General features: G+C 45.8%; 16 protein-coding genes. 13 read left to right on the top strand and 3 right to left on the bottom strand.

Annotated features, from left to right (window positions below; genetic code table 11):
• Window positions 1–4: 4 nt before the first annotated feature.
• The 5 genes from ACTQ53_RS04475 to ACTQ53_RS04455 all read left to right on the top strand — a co-directional run bounded on the left by ACTQ53_RS04475 (window position 5) and on the right by ACTQ53_RS04455 (window position 8183).
• A complete protein-coding gene (locus ACTQ53_RS04475) occupies window positions 5–2002 on the top strand; it encodes an ABC-F family ATP-binding cassette domain-containing protein (protein WP_441932217.1) in 1998 nt (665 codons plus the stop codon).
• Window positions 2003–2197: 195 nt separating this feature from the next.
• Complete coding sequence (locus ACTQ53_RS04470) at window positions 2198–4231, top strand: M13 family metallopeptidase (RefSeq protein WP_441932216.1); 2034 nt, start codon at window positions 2198–2200, stop codon at window positions 4229–4231.
• A 117-nt stretch (window positions 4232–4348) separates the two neighbouring features.
• Window positions 4349–5266: a homoserine O-acetyltransferase MetA gene (gene metA / locus ACTQ53_RS04465; protein WP_293628777.1), complete on the top strand. Its 918-nt coding sequence runs from the start codon at window positions 4349–4351 to the stop codon at window positions 5264–5266.
• Between the two features lie 25 nt (window positions 5267–5291).
• Complete coding sequence (locus ACTQ53_RS04460) at window positions 5292–7241, top strand: peptidase U32 family protein (protein ID WP_441932214.1); 1950 nt, start codon at window positions 5292–5294, stop codon at window positions 7239–7241.
• An 18-nt stretch (window positions 7242–7259) separates the two neighbouring features.
• Window positions 7260–8183 (top strand): zinc ribbon domain-containing protein, encoded by a 924-nt coding sequence (locus tag ACTQ53_RS04455; RefSeq protein ID WP_294967623.1) that lies wholly within the window; start codon window positions 7260–7262, stop codon window positions 8181–8183.
• A gap of 161 nt (window positions 8184–8344) precedes the next feature.
• Here the strand turns inward: ACTQ53_RS04455 and ACTQ53_RS04450 are convergent, their stop codons facing one another.
• Complete coding sequence (locus tag ACTQ53_RS04450) at window positions 8345–8437, bottom strand: smalltalk protein (protein ID WP_153121823.1); 93 nt, start codon at window positions 8435–8437, stop codon at window positions 8345–8347.
• Between the two features lie 205 nt (window positions 8438–8642).
• Window positions 8643–9218: an HU family DNA-binding protein gene (locus ACTQ53_RS04445; protein WP_441932184.1), complete on the bottom strand. Its 576-nt coding sequence runs from the start codon at window positions 9216–9218 to the stop codon at window positions 8643–8645.
• An 812-nt stretch (window positions 9219–10030) separates the two neighbouring features.
• On the opposite strand from ACTQ53_RS04445, the gene ACTQ53_RS04440 reads away from it, so the two are divergent.
• From ACTQ53_RS04440 to ACTQ53_RS04405, 8 genes are all read left to right on the top strand, one after another.
• Window positions 10031–10771: a hypothetical protein gene (locus ACTQ53_RS04440; RefSeq protein WP_441932213.1), complete on the top strand. Its 741-nt coding sequence runs from the start codon at window positions 10031–10033 to the stop codon at window positions 10769–10771.
• A gap of 27 nt (window positions 10772–10798) precedes the next feature.
• The gene (locus tag ACTQ53_RS04435; RefSeq protein ID WP_441932212.1) at window positions 10799–11398 is read left to right on the top strand and encodes a hypothetical protein; all 600 of its coding nucleotides are present in this window, start codon (window positions 10799–10801) and stop codon (window positions 11396–11398) included.
• Between the two features lie 3 nt (window positions 11399–11401).
• Window positions 11402–12043 carry a hypothetical protein gene (locus tag ACTQ53_RS04430; RefSeq protein WP_441932211.1) on the top strand — a complete coding sequence of 214 codons (642 nt, stop codon included), beginning with the start codon at window positions 11402–11404 and terminating at the stop codon, window positions 12041–12043.
• Between the two features lie 243 nt (window positions 12044–12286).
• A complete protein-coding gene (locus tag ACTQ53_RS04425) occupies window positions 12287–12808 on the top strand; it encodes a hypothetical protein (protein WP_441932209.1) in 522 nt (173 codons plus the stop codon).
• 29 nt (window positions 12809–12837) lie between these two features.
• Entirely contained in the window at window positions 12838–13119 is a 282-nt protein-coding gene (locus ACTQ53_RS04420; protein ID WP_441932208.1) for a DUF3127 domain-containing protein, read from the top strand.
• Between the two features lie 58 nt (window positions 13120–13177).
• Complete coding sequence (locus ACTQ53_RS04415; protein WP_441932206.1) at window positions 13178–13480, top strand: cell division topological specificity factor; 303 nt, start codon at window positions 13178–13180, stop codon at window positions 13478–13480.
• 3 nt (window positions 13481–13483) lie between these two features.
• Window positions 13484–16069, top strand: coding sequence for a BT4734/BF3469 family protein (locus ACTQ53_RS04410; protein ID WP_441932205.1), 2586 nt, complete (start codon window positions 13484–13486; stop codon window positions 16067–16069).
• A 4-nt stretch (window positions 16070–16073) separates the two neighbouring features.
• Window positions 16074–16634: a DUF5675 family protein gene (locus tag ACTQ53_RS04405; protein WP_441932204.1), complete on the top strand. Its 561-nt coding sequence runs from the start codon at window positions 16074–16076 to the stop codon at window positions 16632–16634.
• A gap of 140 nt (window positions 16635–16774) precedes the next feature.
• Here the strand turns inward: ACTQ53_RS04405 and ACTQ53_RS04400 are convergent, their stop codons facing one another.
• The gene (locus ACTQ53_RS04400) at window positions 16775–17374 is read right to left on the bottom strand and encodes a phosphoribosyltransferase family protein (protein WP_294972480.1); all 600 of its coding nucleotides are present in this window, start codon (window positions 17372–17374) and stop codon (window positions 16775–16777) included.
• Window positions 17375–17430 lie beyond the last annotated feature (56 nt).

Here is a 17430-nt window from a genome sequence, read left to right as displayed (position 1 = left end):
TAGTATGATTTCAGTAGAAGGACTGAAAGTAGAGTTTGGCGTAAAGCCACTTTTCAATGATGTAAGCTTCGTAATCAACGACCGCGACCGCATTGCCCTGGTAGGTAAGAACGGTGCCGGCAAATCTACGATGCTGAAGATTCTCTGTGGCTTGCAGAAGCCAACCTCCGGTGTGGTGGCTATCCCTAATGAAACCTCTATCGGCTATCTTCCTCAGGTGATGAAACTGCAGGATGATACCACCGTGAAGCAGGAAACCCGCAAGGCTTTCGCCCACAATACCGAGATGAAGGCGCGCCTCGACAAGATGCAGCAGGAAATGGCCGACCGCACCGACTACGAGAGCGAGAGCTATGCCCAGCTGGTGGAGAAGTTCACCCAGGAGCACGAGCGCTACATGATGATGGGCGGTGAAAACTACGAGGCTGAGATAGAGCGAACCCTGAGCGGTCTGGGTTTCACCCGTGAAGATTTCGACCGTCCTACCCGGGAGTTCTCCGGTGGATGGCGTATGCGTATCGAGCTGGCAAAGATCCTGCTCCAGAAGCCGGATGTGCTCCTCCTCGATGAGCCTACCAACCACCTCGATATCGAGAGTATCCAGTGGCTGGAGCAGTTCCTGGCTCAGAGTGCCAAGGCGGTGGTGCTGGTAAGTCACGACCGTGCCTTTATCAATAATGTAACCAACCGCACCCTGGAGATTACCTGCGGAAGGGTAGAGGATTACAAGGTGAAATACGATGAGTATGTGGTTCTTCGTGCCGAGCGCCGTGAGCAGCAGCTCCGCGCTTACGAAAACCAGCAGAAGGAAATAGCCGATATCAAGGACTTCATCGAGCGATTCCGCTATAAGCCAACCAAGGCTGTACAGGTGCAGAGCCGCATCAAGCAGTTGGAGAAAATCGTTCCTATCGAGGTGGACGAGGTGGATACCAAGCAGATGCATCTCAAGTTCCCTCCTTGTCTCCGCAGCGGCGATTATCCTGTCATCTGCGATGAGGTGAGAAAGGATTATGGCGATCATACCGTCTTCGACCATGTGACCCTTACCATCAAGCGTGGCGAGAAAGTGGCATTCGTAGGTAAGAACGGCGAGGGTAAATCTACTCTGGTGAAGTGTATCATGGGTGAGATTCCTTTTACGGGCAATCTCAAGATAGGTCATAACGTGCAGATTGGTTATTTCGCACAGAACCAGGCACAGCTGCTCGACGAGAAGCTTACCATCTTCCAGACCATCGACAATGTGGCTACCGGCGAGATGCGTCTCAAGGTGAACGATCTGCTGGGTGCCTTTATGTTTGGTGGCGAAACTTCCGAGAAGTATGTCAAGGTGTTGAGTGGAGGAGAGCGCAGTCGTCTGGCGATGATCAAGCTCCTGCTCGAACCGGTGAATCTCCTGATTCTCGATGAGCCTACCAACCATCTCGACATGCAGTCGAAGGATGTGTTGAAGGAAGCCATCAAGGCATTCGACGGCACCGCTATCATCGTGAGCCACGACCGTGAGTTCCTCGACGGACTGGTAGATAAGGTATATGAGTTTGCCGGTGGTAAGGTACGTGAGCATCTGGGCGGTATCTACGATTATCTCCGTGCCCACAATGCCGAGAGCATCAGTCAGGCGCTGGCCAGTCAGGGCGTAAGTCAGAATATGTCATCTGCCGGATCTCCATCATCTTCTTCATCTCCATCATCTTCTTCATCTTCATCATCATCTGCAGATTCTTCCGAGGCATCCTCCGGCAAGCTCAGCTATGCCGAGCACAAGGAGCAGCAGAAGAAGATTCGCAAGGCTGAGAAGGCGGTGAAGGAATGCGAGACGAAGATTGAAAAGCTCGAAACCCGCAAGGCTGAGATTGATGCCCTCCTGATGAAGCCTGAGAACGCTACGAATATGGAACTCGTTACCGAATATACCGAGCTGATGAAGAGCCTGGATGAGGAAAACGAGAACTGGATGATGCTTTCAGAAGAGCTGGAGGAAATCAAGAATTTATAGTTAACTGAACTTTCGCATATCAGGAAGTTAAAGGAGTTAAGGAGTTAAGGCGTATGTCTTGCAGCTTAAAAACTACGCCAAAAAGACTAATGCCTTAACTCCTCAGCGACCGTAGGGAGCGATAACTCCTTTAACTTCTTTAACTCCTGAACTTTCAAAACTTGAATAATTAAATCAATAATAAATAACGAGAAAATGAAAATGAAGTTTATCCTTCCGATGATGATGCTCGCAGCCATGCCTTTGGCTGCTGATGCCCAGAACAAGTCGGGACTTGTCTTGAGCAATCTTGACAAGACAGCAAAGCCTGCTGATGATTTCTATCAGTTTGCTACCGGTGGCTGGCAGAAGAACAATCCGCTGCCTGCTGCCTACAGCCGTTATGGTAGTTTCGATCAGTTGGCTGAGAACAACAACAAGCGTATCAACTCTATCCTTGATGAGCTCAAGAAGAAGACCTACAAGGCTGGAACCATCGAGCAGAAGCTTTCCGACTTCTACAAGTTGGCGCTCGATATCGACCGCCGCAACAAGGAGGGCATTGCTCCTGTAAAGCCTCTCCTCGACGAGATTGCAGCTGCCAAGAACAAGGCTGAGCTCCAGAAACTGCAGGTGAAGTATGCCATGCAGGGCTTGGGCGTAGGTTTCGGTACCGGTTTCGGTGCTGACGAGAAGAACGTTACCATGAACATTTACAATGTGATGCAGGGTGGCTTGACTCTCGGTTCCAAGGATTATTACCTCAACAACGATGCTGCTACCGTAGCTATCCGTGAGGCTTTCAAGACCTACGTGGCAAAGATGTTCCAGCTCTATGGCTTCTCTGCTGCCGATGCAGCCAAGAAGGCACAGAAGGTATTCCTCCACGAGACCAGTCTTGCTACTATCTCCAAGAGCCGTACCGAACTCCGTGACCCACAGGCTAACTACAACAAGATGAGCCTGAAGCAGTTCAAGGAGAATTATCCAAACATCCCTCTCGAGGCATTGGCTAACGGCGAGGGCATCAAGAGTGAATATATCCAGGAGATGATTGTGGGTCAGCCTGCATTCATGGCTGGTTACGACAAGATTACTGCTGCTGAGGATGCTGAGACCTTGAAGGCATTGATGGAGTGGAGTGTCATCGGCAGCTCTTCTGCTTATCTCACCGATGAGATCCGTGAGGCAAACTTCGATTTCTTCGGCAAGACCATGAGTGGCAGAAAGGAAGACCATCCATTGTGGAAGCGTGCTACCTCTCAGGTAGATGCTCAGATGGGTGAGGCACTCGGCAGAATCTACTGCAAGAAGTTCTTCCCTGAGTCATCCAAGAAGATGATGGAGACTTTGGTCAAGAATCTCCAGGTGAGTCTCGGTCAGCGTATCGATGCTCAGAAGTGGATGAGTGCAGAGACCAAGGCTGCTGCCCACAATAAGCTCGATAAGTTCTATGTCAAGATTGGTTATCCTAACCAGTGGACCGACTATAGCAAGCTTACCATCGACCCATCCAAGAGTTTCTATGAGAACGTGATGGCCTGCCGTCAGTTCCGCAACAATAAGGAGATTGCTGAGAAGGCTGGTAAGCCAGTCAACAGAGATGAGTGGTATATGACTCCACAGACTGTGAATGCTTACTATAATCCTACCACCAATGAGATCTGCTTCCCTGCAGGTATCCTTCAGTATCCATTCTTTGATGCCAAGGCAGACGCGGCATTCAACTATGGTGCTATTGGTGTAGTGATTGGTCATGAGATGACTCACGGATTCGACGATCAGGGTCGCCAGTATGATGCCAGCGGTAACTTGAAGGATTGGTGGACCGCTGCTGATGCAGAGGGCTTCAACAAGCGTGCCGATATGTATGCTGATTTCTTCAGCAACATCAAGGTATTGCCAGACCTGAATGCCAACGGTCGCTTTACATTGGGTGAGAACCTTGCCGACCACGGAGGTTTGATGGTATCCTTCAATGCATTCAAGAATGCGACAGCCAAGAAGCCTTTGAAGAACAAGGATGGCTTTACTGCTGATCAGCGCTTCTTCCTTGCTTACGCAGGTGTATGGGGTCAGAACATCACCGAGAAGGAGATTCGCAACCGTGTGAAGAACGATCCTCATGCGCTTGGCAAGTGGCGTGTAGATGGTGCTCTTCCTCACATTGATGCCTGGTATGAGGCATTCGGTGTAAAGCAGGGCGACAAGATGTTCATTCCTAAGAATGAGCGTCTGGAACTTTGGTAAAATGAATAAATCGTAATTAATTAAAGGATGCTATAGAAATTTAGCATCCTTTTTTTGTTTAAATCGCCTAAAATTAGTAACTTTGCACCAAATTAAAAAGAAAGGGAAAAACAGAATATGCCATTAAGACTACCAGATAAGCTTCCTGCAATAGAATTGCTGAAGCATGAAAATATATTTGTCATGGATGAAAGCCGTGCTCATAGCCAGGAAATTCGTCCATTGAAGATTTGTGTGCTCAATTTGATGCCACTTAAGATTACAACGGAAACAGACCTTGTACGTCTGCTCTCCAATACGCCACTCCAGTTGGAAGTTTATTTCATGAAACTGAAGAGTCATACTCCAAAGAATACACCTATAGAACACATGATGATGTTCTATAAGGACTTCCAGGAATTGTCTAAACAGAAGTTTGATGGCATGATTGTAACTGGTGCACCTATCGAGACCATGGAGTATGAAGATGTGCAGTATTGGAAGGAAATCACGGAAATATTCGATTGGGCACGCACCCACGTTACATCAACATTGTATATCTGTTGGGGTGCTCAGGCTGGATTATACCATTTCTATGGAGTTCCAAAATATCAGCTGGATAAAAAGATGTTTGGTATATTTCCACAGAAGCCGCTTGATTCTACTCTTCCTATTTTCCGCGGATTCGATGATTATTTCAACATGCCGCATAGTCGCCATACTGAAGTGCGCCGTGAGGATATCATCAAGGTTCCGGGACTCGATATTATTGCCGAATCACAGGAAAGTGGAGTCAGTATCGTGATGGCACGAGGTGGAAGAGAGTTTTTTGTTACCGGTCATCTGGAATATGCCCCAAATACGCTTGACAAGGAGTATAAACGGGATATGGGAAAACGTGATGATGTTGACTTGCCGAAGAATTATTATTATAATGATGACCCGATGCAGGCACCATTGGTAACATGGCGTGCCCATGCCAATCTCTTTTACAGCAATTGGATCAACTATTACGTTTACCAGGAGACACCATACAATATTGATGATATCAAGTAAGCTAAAGTTTAAGAAGATATAGATAATGAGAACACTGGAACTTTTGGCACCAGCCAGGAATCTTGAATGTGGAATTGCAGCCATTGACCATGGTGCAGATGCTGTTTATATCGGTGCACCAAGATTTGGCGCACGTGCTGCAGCCGGCAATTCTCTGGATGATATCAGACAGCTATGCCGCTATGCCCATCAATATCAGGCAAGGGTGCATGTTACTGTCAATACCATCATTTATGATTCTGAGCTCAATGATACGCTGGATATGATCCGTGACTTGCAGGAGGCTGGCGTTGATGCTCTCCTGTTGCAAGACATGGGAGTATTGTATGCATTGCAGGGTAAGGGTCCTTCAGCTGTAGACTTCACCTGGACAAGGGAATTACACTCTAGTACACAATGCGATACGCGAAGTGCTGAAAAGGTAAAATGGCTTCAGGCTCTGGGATTCAACCGTGCTGTCCTGGCAAGAGAACTGTCCGTTAAGGAAATCTCCGACATACATCAGGCTGTTCCGGATATGGACCTGGAGGTGTTTGTTCACGGTGCATTATGCGTAAGCTATTCCGGCGTATGCTATGCTTCCGAGAGGTGCTTTGGCCGCTCAGCCAACCGTGGCGAATGCGCCCAGTTCTGCCGCATGAAGTTCAACTTGCTGGATGCGGACAACAAGGAAATAGAACATCAGCGTCATCTCCTTTCCTTAAAGGATATGTGCCAAATCGACAATCTGGAGGCTTTGGCTGATGCGGGTGCCTGCTCATTCAAGATAGAAGGAAGATTGAAGGATGCAGGTTATGTCAAGAACGTTGTTTCAGCCTATAGCCAGCGCCTTGATGAAATCTGCAGGAAACATCCCCAGAAGTATGCACGCCCGTCTTTTGGACGTCCACGATATGAATTTGAAGCCAATTTAAAGAAGACATTCAATCGTGGTTTTACAAACTATTTCCTGAAAGGACGCCAGCCGGATATTGCAAGTTTCGATACTCCGAAGGCAATCGGCGAGTTTGTAGGCAAGGTCAAGGAAATCCGTGGCAACAGTTTCAATGTAGCCAGTATCGCCAGTTTTACCAATGGTGATGGCTTGTGCTTCATCAATGATGAGCACGAATTGGAAGGTTTCCGCGTGAACCGTGCACAGGGCAACCGTCTGTACCCATTGAAAATGCCGATGAACTTACGTCCGGGAATGGGCTTGTACCGTAACAATGACCAGGCTTTTGAAAAGATTCTCGCAGGAAAAACGGCAGAAAGAAAGATTCCTGTCAGGATTACGTTCAGTCTGTATGATGAGGATGGTCACTGCGGATTCTCTGCCGAAGCGCAATATATCAGAGAACAGGGAATAGGATGGGGTTCTGATGATTCCAACTATCTGGGCAAGGGTATTGTGGCTTTTGAACACAATCCGGCTCAAAAGCCTCAGCATGATAATATCGTCAGACAGCTCAGTAAGCTTGGCGGTACCATCTATGAGTGCAGGAAAGTGGAGATAAAGAACCAGGCTGACAACTATTTCATTCCGAGCAGCGTACTGACTGAGTTGCGCAGAAATCTGATGGAAGACATCGAAAAGAATGCTGATATTTCATCAGAAGCAAAGACTGTTTCCTGCCATCTGAGTAATGCGGAAGGAGATAACAAAGTGAAAGTCTGGCAGAGGGAATATGGCAAATTTGGTTATCTCTACAACATTGCCAACAAGAGTGCACATGAGTTTTACAAGCAGCATGGGCTGAATCATACGGAGAATGCCTTCGAATTAAGCAAGACCTCCATTCAAGGCACGAAGACTGACGATTGCCTCATCATGCAGTGTCGCCATTGCATCCGCTACTCCCTTGGCTATTGCGTAAAGCGTGGTGGCAGGAAGCCAACATGGAAAGAACCGCTTTATCTGGAGTTGGGCGATGGCAGAAGGTTCAGACTGGAATTTGCGTGCAACGTTTGTCAGATGAACATATATTCTGACTAAATTCATAAACGATAGAAAATGATGAGAATGAAACACATATACATCTTACTGTTACTGGGCATCACAATGATGCTCAGTAGCTGCTATCATCGTTATAATTCTCATCAGCAGCATGCTGCACTCATTGAATATAGCAACAAGCAGCTGGATTCCATTTCCTTTTCTACGACGCACCATTATACCAATAAATTCAACTTTATGGTATTCAAGGATTCACTCGTACTTGTCAAGCAACAGCCTGAGGAACTGATGAGTGAATTGCCGGTAGATTCTTTTGCAGTAAAGAAAGACATGCTGTTGGTAGTAACGGATATCCGTATGGTTCCAAAGGATTCCATTGATTCCGTATGGGTTCAGCTTGCAACAGAAGATAATACATTCGGCTGGACACGGGAATCGAAAATGCTGCAACAGGTTGTTCCTGCCGACCCGATATCTGAGTTTATCATGACATTCAGTAATGAGCATTTACTGATTTTCATGGTCATTATAGTTGTGATAGCCATAGCTTACCTGATACGCAAGGTGAGCTGCAGCAACATCTATATAGTGCATTACAATGATATAGATTCTCCATATCCTACGGCACTGGTCATACTGGTAGCAATCTCAGCTGCATTCTATGCCACCATTCAGACCTTCGAACCGGAAACATGGCGACATTTCTATTTCCATCCCACGCTCAATCCTTTTGCCGTACCCCGCATCCTGGGAGTCTTCCTTGCTGCTGTATGGGCTGTTGTCATAGTAGGACTGGCTTGCGTAGATGAGGTGTATCATCGGTTGCCATGGGGCGAAGGAGTCTTGTATCTGGGCGGATTGGCTAGTGTCTGCGCCATGGATTACATCATCTTCAGTGTGCTTACTTTATATTATATCGGCTATGTATTATTGGTAGCCTATATCTGGTTTGCCATCACGGCATACCTTAAAAGGAAATGATATTTTTTCGTTTGCCCCTGCAAAAGCCCTCTCCTGAACATGGGGAAACAGGAGAGGGCTTTCAGAATGGAGAGGATATTAAGAACCTAAATTTACATGCAGTTCGTTACAGCTATTACATGCAGCACATGACTGCTATTACATGCAGCACATTACTGCTATTACATGCAGCTCGTTACTCCGAGCGATGCGGCTACTGCCGTTACGATTGACAACAAGATCTGAATGATTGTCTTCCAAGTTTCACGCTTCATTTTCATTTCATTAGTGATTATTTATTAGTGATTAACTGAACTTTCGCATATGGGGAAGTTAAGTGAAGTTAGGGAAGTTAGAAGGAACGACCGTAGGGAGTGATAACTTCTTTAACTTCAATCAATTCCATCACTTGCGAAACTCGAATTTATTAGTGATTAATTCAGTTTCAGTACCTGAGCAAAGCCCCCGAAGGGGCTATGCCTAGAAGCCTACGTCACCACTATCGGTGTTACCGCCACCGCCTTCCTGGGTTCCGCCGCCTTCCTGAGAGCCGCCGCCTTCTTGAGTGCCGCCGCCACCCTGAGTGGTATCACCGGAGCCTGAGCCTCCGCCAGGAGTACCGGAGGTTCCGCCTCCTTCGCCGGCTACATACTCATCGTATGCCACGATCTTGGTGAGCTTCTTGAGCTCGGCATTACTCCAGTTCTTGGTATTTCTCACAATCAGGTGAACCCCCTGCACGCTTGCAGCCGTCACCTTCTCTCTGGTTTCCTCACCGCGCGAGGTCATACCGATGGAGAACAGGCCGAGGTCGGAGAGTCTCACGCTCTTGCCGTCGAGAATCAGCTCCTTCAGGCAGTCGAGGGTATCCATCAGCACTCCGTGGATGGTGCCTCGGCTGTAAGGCGAATTGTGTTCAGAGATGTGAGTTACGAAGTCCTCGAAGTTCATCTCTCGGTCGCTCACTGCAGTAGCATACCAGAGTTTCTTACCAGCGTTCTCACCACTTTGTGGGGTACGCATTACTTTACGATACTTACTAGTTCCAAGTCCCATAATCAATTAATTTTTAAAGGGGTTAATAATTCAGTTTTCAGTTCGTTCATCGGGCTGGCGCCTATCCCTCAGAACGTCCATGCAGTTGTCATATACCTGCATTTCGCCTGTCTTTCAACAGTGGAGCAGTTATCTCTTAACAACGGTGCAAAGAAAGTGCAAACGAGCGCAGAGTCAAGCTTGCTTGAACTATGCCGAGTGCAGCCTTTCTTCTAATGACAATGCAAAGATACAACTTTTTTTCGATACCTCCAAATTTGATGTATCGTTTTGGGGGCGTTTTTAGCAAAACTCAAAAAAAACAAATGTTAATAAACCTAACTCATATTTTTGTGGGGCAGAAAGCATAGAGTTAGGGGTTGAGAAGCATAGAGTTACTGACACTGACACTGACAGTTCGATTTTCCGCTAGTAGCACTTGATGAGTGGAAAGTAGTTAGAATTATTTTATATTTATATATATAATATATTATATATATAAATATAACTTCTTTTCTTACTCTTTTACTACCTGCGGAATTTTGAACTGTCAGTGTCAGTGTCAGTAAACCAAGTATTTTTCCTGCATAAAAATCTAGGTATGCGGTATATATATTTTTTCAAAAAAGCTTGTGAGTTTCAGAAATAAATTGTACCTTTGGAGCAGAAATACAAACTTGACAGCTTTCTGATATTTTAAATATCTGAGATCTAGAAAGTTATCTCATTGCGAGATATTAAACTAACAAACAAGAACGCAAGCCCCGCCTGGCAGAGTGAACGCTCTCTCCAGGTGGGCTTTTGCAATTTTATAAACTTTAAAAATAAACAAAATGAAAAATCCGTTTGAATGGTTCCATAGCCTATATTATGGAGAAAGATTGAGTCTACAAGACTTTGACACCAAGAATCCAGCATCGCTCGACGCTTTGCTGAAGCAGATATTTATGACTGGTCATAAAGCTGGTAAGTATAGAATGAAGAATTCGCTTCCTGCATTCAATGCCGCCTATTATGTTGCCGCCTGCCTTTTTAATTCAGAAGCCGTGGATGAGACGAATTTTGATGACGATATTGATACAAAAATTAGGGAAATATGGTTAGAAGATTATAAAAGGTACCATAAAGAAAAAAATGTTAAATGCCCCTATAGGGAACTAATGCTTATCAAATGGATGGTTTATGCAATATTGACCCTGCAAGAGAGTAAAAGTAATGAAATGATTCTTTTCCTGGATGACTTTAGAAGTGAACTCAGAGCTGCAAATGAACCTGATGAAGATTTACTTCATTCTGAGGAGTATGAACGTTATGCTTTTTTATTCGACCTGCCTGGTATCATAGAAAAATGGCCTTATCGTTATCATACAGATTTGCGCCCACATCCTCTGTCTCCGCAATACTTTTCAGGGGATTTATGGGTAAAGGTTGTTCGCCACTATAGTTTGAATGATTATAAGTGTCAGCTGAGATTATATCAGACAAAGGAAGAACAACTGGCTTTTTTAAAATGGTCAAAGGAAGAATCACTCAGACCACAGCCTTATGATTTTCCAGAAGATTGTCTTTTTTAAAAACAATAAACTTAAATAGAAAATAAAATGTTAATTACTGACGATATTTACAATGATCTCTCCAAGCGAATCATGGCAGGAGAGTTCCTGAGTCCAGAAAAAGACTCAAAGGAGTTGTCTTCATACCCAGCAGGGGCTGATGATGACCTGTTTTCTTCCTGTACGGAACTGGAGAAGAAAAAGAATACTACGAAGCGCAAGACTGGAAATGCCAAAAGGAAAACGGCTACTGCTCAAATGAAAAAAGAGGAGGATGCCATTCATAAGGCACAAGAGGAAATTGCCAAAAAGATGATTTCCTGTGGTGTTGAGTATGCTTCTGATTTAAAGATGGTTAAAGATGAGACTCAGAAATCCATGTGTGAGAATGTTTTAAAACACATAGTGGATTATTGTTTCAATAGTAATGATGCCATATCTGGTGAATTGAGAAACATGATTTGGGGAATTTCTTCCCGTCGCGAAAAGGCTTTGAAAGAACAGGGGGATGATAAGAAAACAACAGTGATTGTTGGAAAAGACGGGGTATATTACGAACACGTTGATCAGCAGAATATTCATCCACTTGAGAATGAAAGGAAGTTGCTGCCTGGTTCTGAACACAATATAAAAACACAAAGGAGGTAAATCATGAGCGGGAATAAGGTGATTGTTTGTCGCGGTGCTACCTACTACGAATATGTTGCACAGCAGAATATCTTTGGTACGGTCAATGTAAATTTATCGGGAAATGGAGAGGATAGCCAGACGGTATCGCCTGTCAACCTGATAGGCAAGACTGTGTCAGAGCAGCGTGCAGAAAACGATGCTGCCAGTACTGCAGGCCGTATGGTCAGCCTTCCTAAAGTTGAGATTGACAAGAAGTTTCATCCTTCACTGAAAATAGAGGAGGTGAAGCAGGCTTTGTATCGTCTGATTTCAATGGAAGACCAGAATGGGGAAGTGCGTATTGCTCATTGGTTTGTCGTGTGGAAGTTTTTTAAACGTTATAAATTCACAGATGCTTCTCAGGCTGATTTCATAAGATGGGTAAAAGCCGTTTATGGCTGGAAGTGGAAAACGGAAAACTTCAAGGGGTCTGTGGTGCTCGACAGTCTGAAGAATATTCCTTTGGATGAATGGACAGAGGAGAAGATATCCGGCCAAGACAGACAGGCTGAGGGGTATATCAGATGGAGAGATACGCTGATAGATGCTTTTCTGCAGAAAGACAATGATAACCGGATGCAATGCCGGGAAGAGTTCCGGTCTGCATGGTTTGCAACTTACTAGGTATACCTTCATATACCATACTTCATATACCAAGTAGAAAACTTCATATACCTTCATACACCAAACGATGTATGGAGGTATTTTTTTTACATATTATTCGAATTTTCGCGGTATCTTTGCCTCGCAATCAGATGATAAAGTCTGGTTGCGGGGCGTTTCTTTTTCCGGATGTTTCGAACCACTTCCGGGATATGGAATCTGGCTAATGGTGGCAGCCCCAACATAAAATAAATGTAATAAAAAATGGCGCGAGAAGCATTTGTATTCAGACATCGCAGTTATTCTACTCTGAGAGTGGTCATGATAGACGGCAAGCTATATTATCCCCTTGCAGACATCATGCGGCTGTTTAATCTGACCCCATCCGAAACGTTCGATGCGATGGCAGATTCAGAAGGGGAACTGAAGATTTTCTATGTTACAGAAGAGATTGAAAATGTTGATTCCAAATTCAACTTCTGTCACTGCAAGAAACAAAGGGGTAAGCGTTCTGCTAAAGGTCCGATATGTTGTAACCGCAGAATATGCTGCGTGGATGGACAGCTGCTGAAAGATTTGCAGCTCATTCAGACTTCTGAAATGAAATTCGTCTATAAGTGGATTCATCAATATGTGGAGCCGCTCATGAAGGACAAAGAATTGTATAGATATTTCGTTCGAAGTAGTGTGCTGAAAATCGAAGATGAGGATTTTGCATTTCCTTTTGAGGTGAGAATCACCAAGCGAGCTCTTCTTATCAACGACGAAAATCCGAAAGACGAATAAGTGTTTAATTTCTTAAAAAGTACAAGATTATGGAGAAAATGAAAGTTGTCAAGCTTCTTGACATTCAGAGTGGCACGAGCCAGCAGACTGGCAATGCCTGGAAATCACGTGAGGTGGTAGTGGAGAGTATGCAGAATGCAGTGCATCCCGACCGTTATGTAGCCCGACTCTTTGGCGAGGGTGTAGACAAGTTTACAGCGCAGGAGGGTGATGTTCTCGCCATCGGGCTTCGTCACAGCGTGAGAGAGTATAATGGCCGCTATTATGGCGAGACCAGTATCGTAGATTTCGAGCAGTTTCAACCGTTTTAATAGTGATTAGCTGTTAGTGATTAGTGAATATTTTTCAACGTTTTAAGATTGGAATACTATGTATATCAAAATTCAGATTTCAGATGCCGTGTATAAGGCACTTGTTGCCAGCGGCAAGCGCAAGAGAGGCTCTATCGCTCTCATCAGCCCCAAGGAGGGCAACTTCAACGCTTTCAGCAACAATAGCGAGAAGCGCAAGCAGCGTAAGTTTATCCGTTTGGCACATGGATGTGCCAGCGTGGGTGAGGAAGATGTCAGAATGCATCTTTGCATCAGCCGCCGTGAAACCGATGTGGTGCCAGCCAGGGTTATCGGCGAGGAGAGTGAGATTGCTGGCGAGTTTGTAACTAAAAATTGTTAGCCTATGAGTTTCGGAATATCAGATAGCGTGATGAGCAGGGCAGTGCAGGTTTGCACTCCCGAGCTTTTCCACAAGGCCATTCAGAGCAAAGTGGTGAAGGATGTCTGCGCACAGATAGAGGATGCTCTGGAGAGCAGACGCAGAGGCGAGATGAGCAAGGAGGATTTTGAAACCTTGAAATCGCAGCTGAAGAAACGTCTGCCTATCCTGACGCCTCATGCCACCTTCAAGGATGGTCGGAGAACGAACAAGGGAGCCATCCCCAGCGGGCTTTCCATCTATGACAAGGATCATATAACGAACCCTAGAGGATGGTGGGAGGAGAAGAAGAAAAGTCTTGACAAGGCTGTTCTCGACCTCATTGTTCTCATCCATGTGACGCCTTCCGGAGAAGGCCTCCGGCTGGTGTTTGTGATTCCAGACGGCATGTCGCTGGCAGAGGCGCAGAAATGGATGTCGGAGAAGCTGGAAGACGAGGAATATGATGTTTGCGTGAAGGACTTGGCGCGCCCTTCGTTCATCGTTCCTCAGGATTATATCCTCTTCATCAATGAGGAGGAGCTGTTTAAGGATAGAAAGCCTGCTGGCGAGGGTGCTGGCGGCAAGACTGAGGCTGACGGGGCTGCTGCTGGCGAGGCTTCTGGCGGCAAGACTGAGGCTGGCGAGGCTTCTTCTGGCGAGGCGGCTGGCGGCAATGGTAATCATAAAGTTCAAAGTTCAAATCTCAAAGTTCAAAGTAAAAATGTTCAAGACAATCGACTTTCGGGCACTGACAGCCATCGTGCTGTTTCTTCTGGCTCTGCTGTTCAGCCTGCCCAACCTGCTAATAGCAATGGTGCTGATGCTGGTCATCTCAGCGCTGCTGGAGTTCCTCAGAATGCTGATGGCGTGGAATCCGCACAAATCTTCCCCAACGAGTATCAGGGCATCCCTTACTCATCGCTTGTAGCGAAGCTGATAGAGTTGCTGGGCGGTGAACCGCAGCATGGATCCAGAAACACATTTATCTTTACACTGGCGTGCTATCTGCGCTACATCTGTGACGATAATGCAGCCTGGATCAAGCAGGTGATTCCAACCTTCGGGGAGGAGAAGAAGAGAGCCTTTACCACCGTGGACAGCGCCTGCAGCAGAAAGCAGAGCTTCCGTATGCCAAGTGTGGTTAGCAAAGCCATCCAGCTGGTGCGTAATGACGAAGTAAAGCAGATGGCAGGCAATTATGATGATAGTGACTTTGGTGACATCAATAATCCGGAATCTTACTTTTATCAGATTCATCAGATGCCTAGAAGAATACCCAAGCTCATCAAACTCCTGATTTCAAAGACTCCGAACATCTATAAGCCAGCTGTATCGCAGGCAGTCTTTCCGCCACTGGCATCGCATCTTTGTGAAACCCGATTCCGCTATCTTGACAATGTAGAACATGAAGCAACGATTTCTTCCATCTTGTGTGCTCCTACCGGAAGTGGAAAGGAAGCCATTACGCAGCCCATCAACCACATCATGGCTGATATCAGGAAGCGGGATGCAGAACAGCGTGAAAGAGAGCGAGCATGGAAAGATGAGTGCAACAGAAAGGGGTCAAATAAAGATAGAAGAGAACGACCTCAAGGTCTTATTATCCAAGAAGTTAATATTGATATGACGAACCCGGCTTTCGTGCTTCGCATGAAGGAGGCTGAGAATCATTTCCTCTACTCGAAGGTGAACGAGCTGAACCTCTTCGATGCACTAAAGGGCAAGACCAACCAGCACTTCCGCATCATGGAACTGGCTTTCGACCTGGGCAATTACGGACAGGACCGAGTGAGCACCCAGAGCGTCACTGAGACGGTGAAGGTGCGCTTCAACTGGAACGCTTGCTGCACGCCAAAGAAATGTCGTGACTATTTCAAAAGGGTGGTGACGGATGGCCCTATCAGCCGCATCTCGTTCTGCACCATCGACCGCCGTCCCTGCGGCTCAGAACTCCCCGTTTACGGCACTTATGATGCAGCGTTTGACGAACAGTTGAAACCCTACATCGACAATCTTGTGAAGGCAAGAGGTTTGGTGGAATGTCCTGAAGCGCTGAAACTGGCTCAGAAGCTGCTGGATGAGAACGCCCAGTTTGCCCGTCTTTCTCAGGATGTGGTTTTCGAAAATCTTTCGTTCAGAGCCAATGTCATCGCTTATCTGAAAGCTTGTATACTATATGTGGCAAATGGTATGAAATGGGAGAAGTCTATCGAGGATTTCGTGCGTTGGGGTGAGCGTTATGACCTCTACTGTAAGTTAAAATTATTTGGACAGATGATTTATGATGCGGATAGAGATCAGGATAGTTTGCCAAAGACTGCACCTCATGGTCCGAAGAACCTTCTGGAGTTGTTGCCTGATGAATTCTCGCTCAAGGACTATGCCAAACTGCGCAGGGAGCAAGGCTTTGATGACAACCGCAAGCGTACGATGGATGCTGTTTATCAGTGGGTATCCCGTGGGTATGTTGTGAAGTTGCTGAAGGATGATTCTGCTGACACTGACACTGACAGTTTGATTTTCCGCAAGGTGCAATATAAAAGAAGTTATCTGCTTAAAAAATCGTAATTCTATGGAGATAGTATTAAAACGCATAGCTAAGATGAATACCTACACTATAGGTCATCTTTATCTTCTGAAGGAAGAAGAGGTAGACTCGCGCAAGGATTTCAGCAGAACGACTGCTGATAAACGTCAGTTTCGCAACTCATTTGACCAAGGGTTGCAGGATGCCCATCATTACTTCTGCGACACTCTGGAGCCTGCATGGCGTAATCTGAAGGGCATTCCCTTGAGTCCGGAGGAAGTGAATTTCAGGAATGGGCGCAAGAGCGGCTGCAAGTCGAAGAAAGTACCGGGACACACTGCCATCCCCGAGGGTTCATACCGTGTAGTCATCACCCTTTCGCCCCGTTTCCGTAAGTGGTTGCCCTATCTGCAGGGCGTCCCCGACTTTGAGGGAATCCGCATCCATGCCGGCAATTATCCCGATGATACACAGGGCTGCATCCTGGTAGGCGAGAACAAGTATCCGGGCATGGTGGTGAACTCCCGCATCTGGTTGGGCCGCCTGATGAAGCGCATCACTGAGGCGCAGGAGCAGGGAGAAGCCGTATGGATCACGATAATCTAAGTATGATTATCTTATAGAAAGAAAAGGGGATGGATTTCACCTGTTATTAAGGTGTATCCATCCCTGATTCTTTATCCTAATTTTCTTCAATGTACTCTTTGACGGGGTGACCTGAGGCTAGCTTTGACTTCGTGAATGATTTATATTTTCTGATCATAACCATCAGAAATCTTTTTACCTAAAGCCAATGCGCCTATCACGGAAGCACCCATTGCCTTGAGCTTTTCTGCAAATCGGGAAATGGAACCACCTGTGGCTATCATGTCATCAAACAGCAAAACCTTCTTCCCTTTAAAGAAAGACTCATCAATATGAAGCGTATCTGTTTCATCGCCATCCTCATCTTTCTCTGTCGTATAGCTAAAGGCATCGTAAGCATTCTGAAGTCCGGTCTGTGCGCAAACCTGTTCACTGAAGCTATGGAAACGACGCTCTGTGTGCTTTTTCAATGAGGCAGGAATACAGACAAGCGTAATGGATGAACTTTCATTGCCCAAAACATCTTTAAGAAAGGATACAACCATATCAATAGCCTTTTTTAAAGCTTGCTGATGATCTATTTCTGTCGTCAACTCAGAGTTTCCTTTAAAATTGACTATAAGTTCACGCTTCTCCCATTCCTCTGGCGAAAGTTCAAAGGTACCAAAGGCACTGAAAGCCGCATAATCGACCAACCAATTGTAGTGAAGACCATCACTAAGACATGGCCATTGACTGATGTTTTCTGAAATAACTGCCATAGACAAGATTGATTTTTCTAATTACTAGTATATGTTCTGTTGATAGCGACTGATAG

The organism is Prevotella sp. Sow4_E9_plate (assembly GCF_052116205.1).
Taxonomy (GTDB): Bacteria; Bacteroidota; Bacteroidia; order Bacteroidales; family Bacteroidaceae; genus Prevotella.
This window is presented reverse-complemented; position numbering and strand designations above follow the sequence as displayed.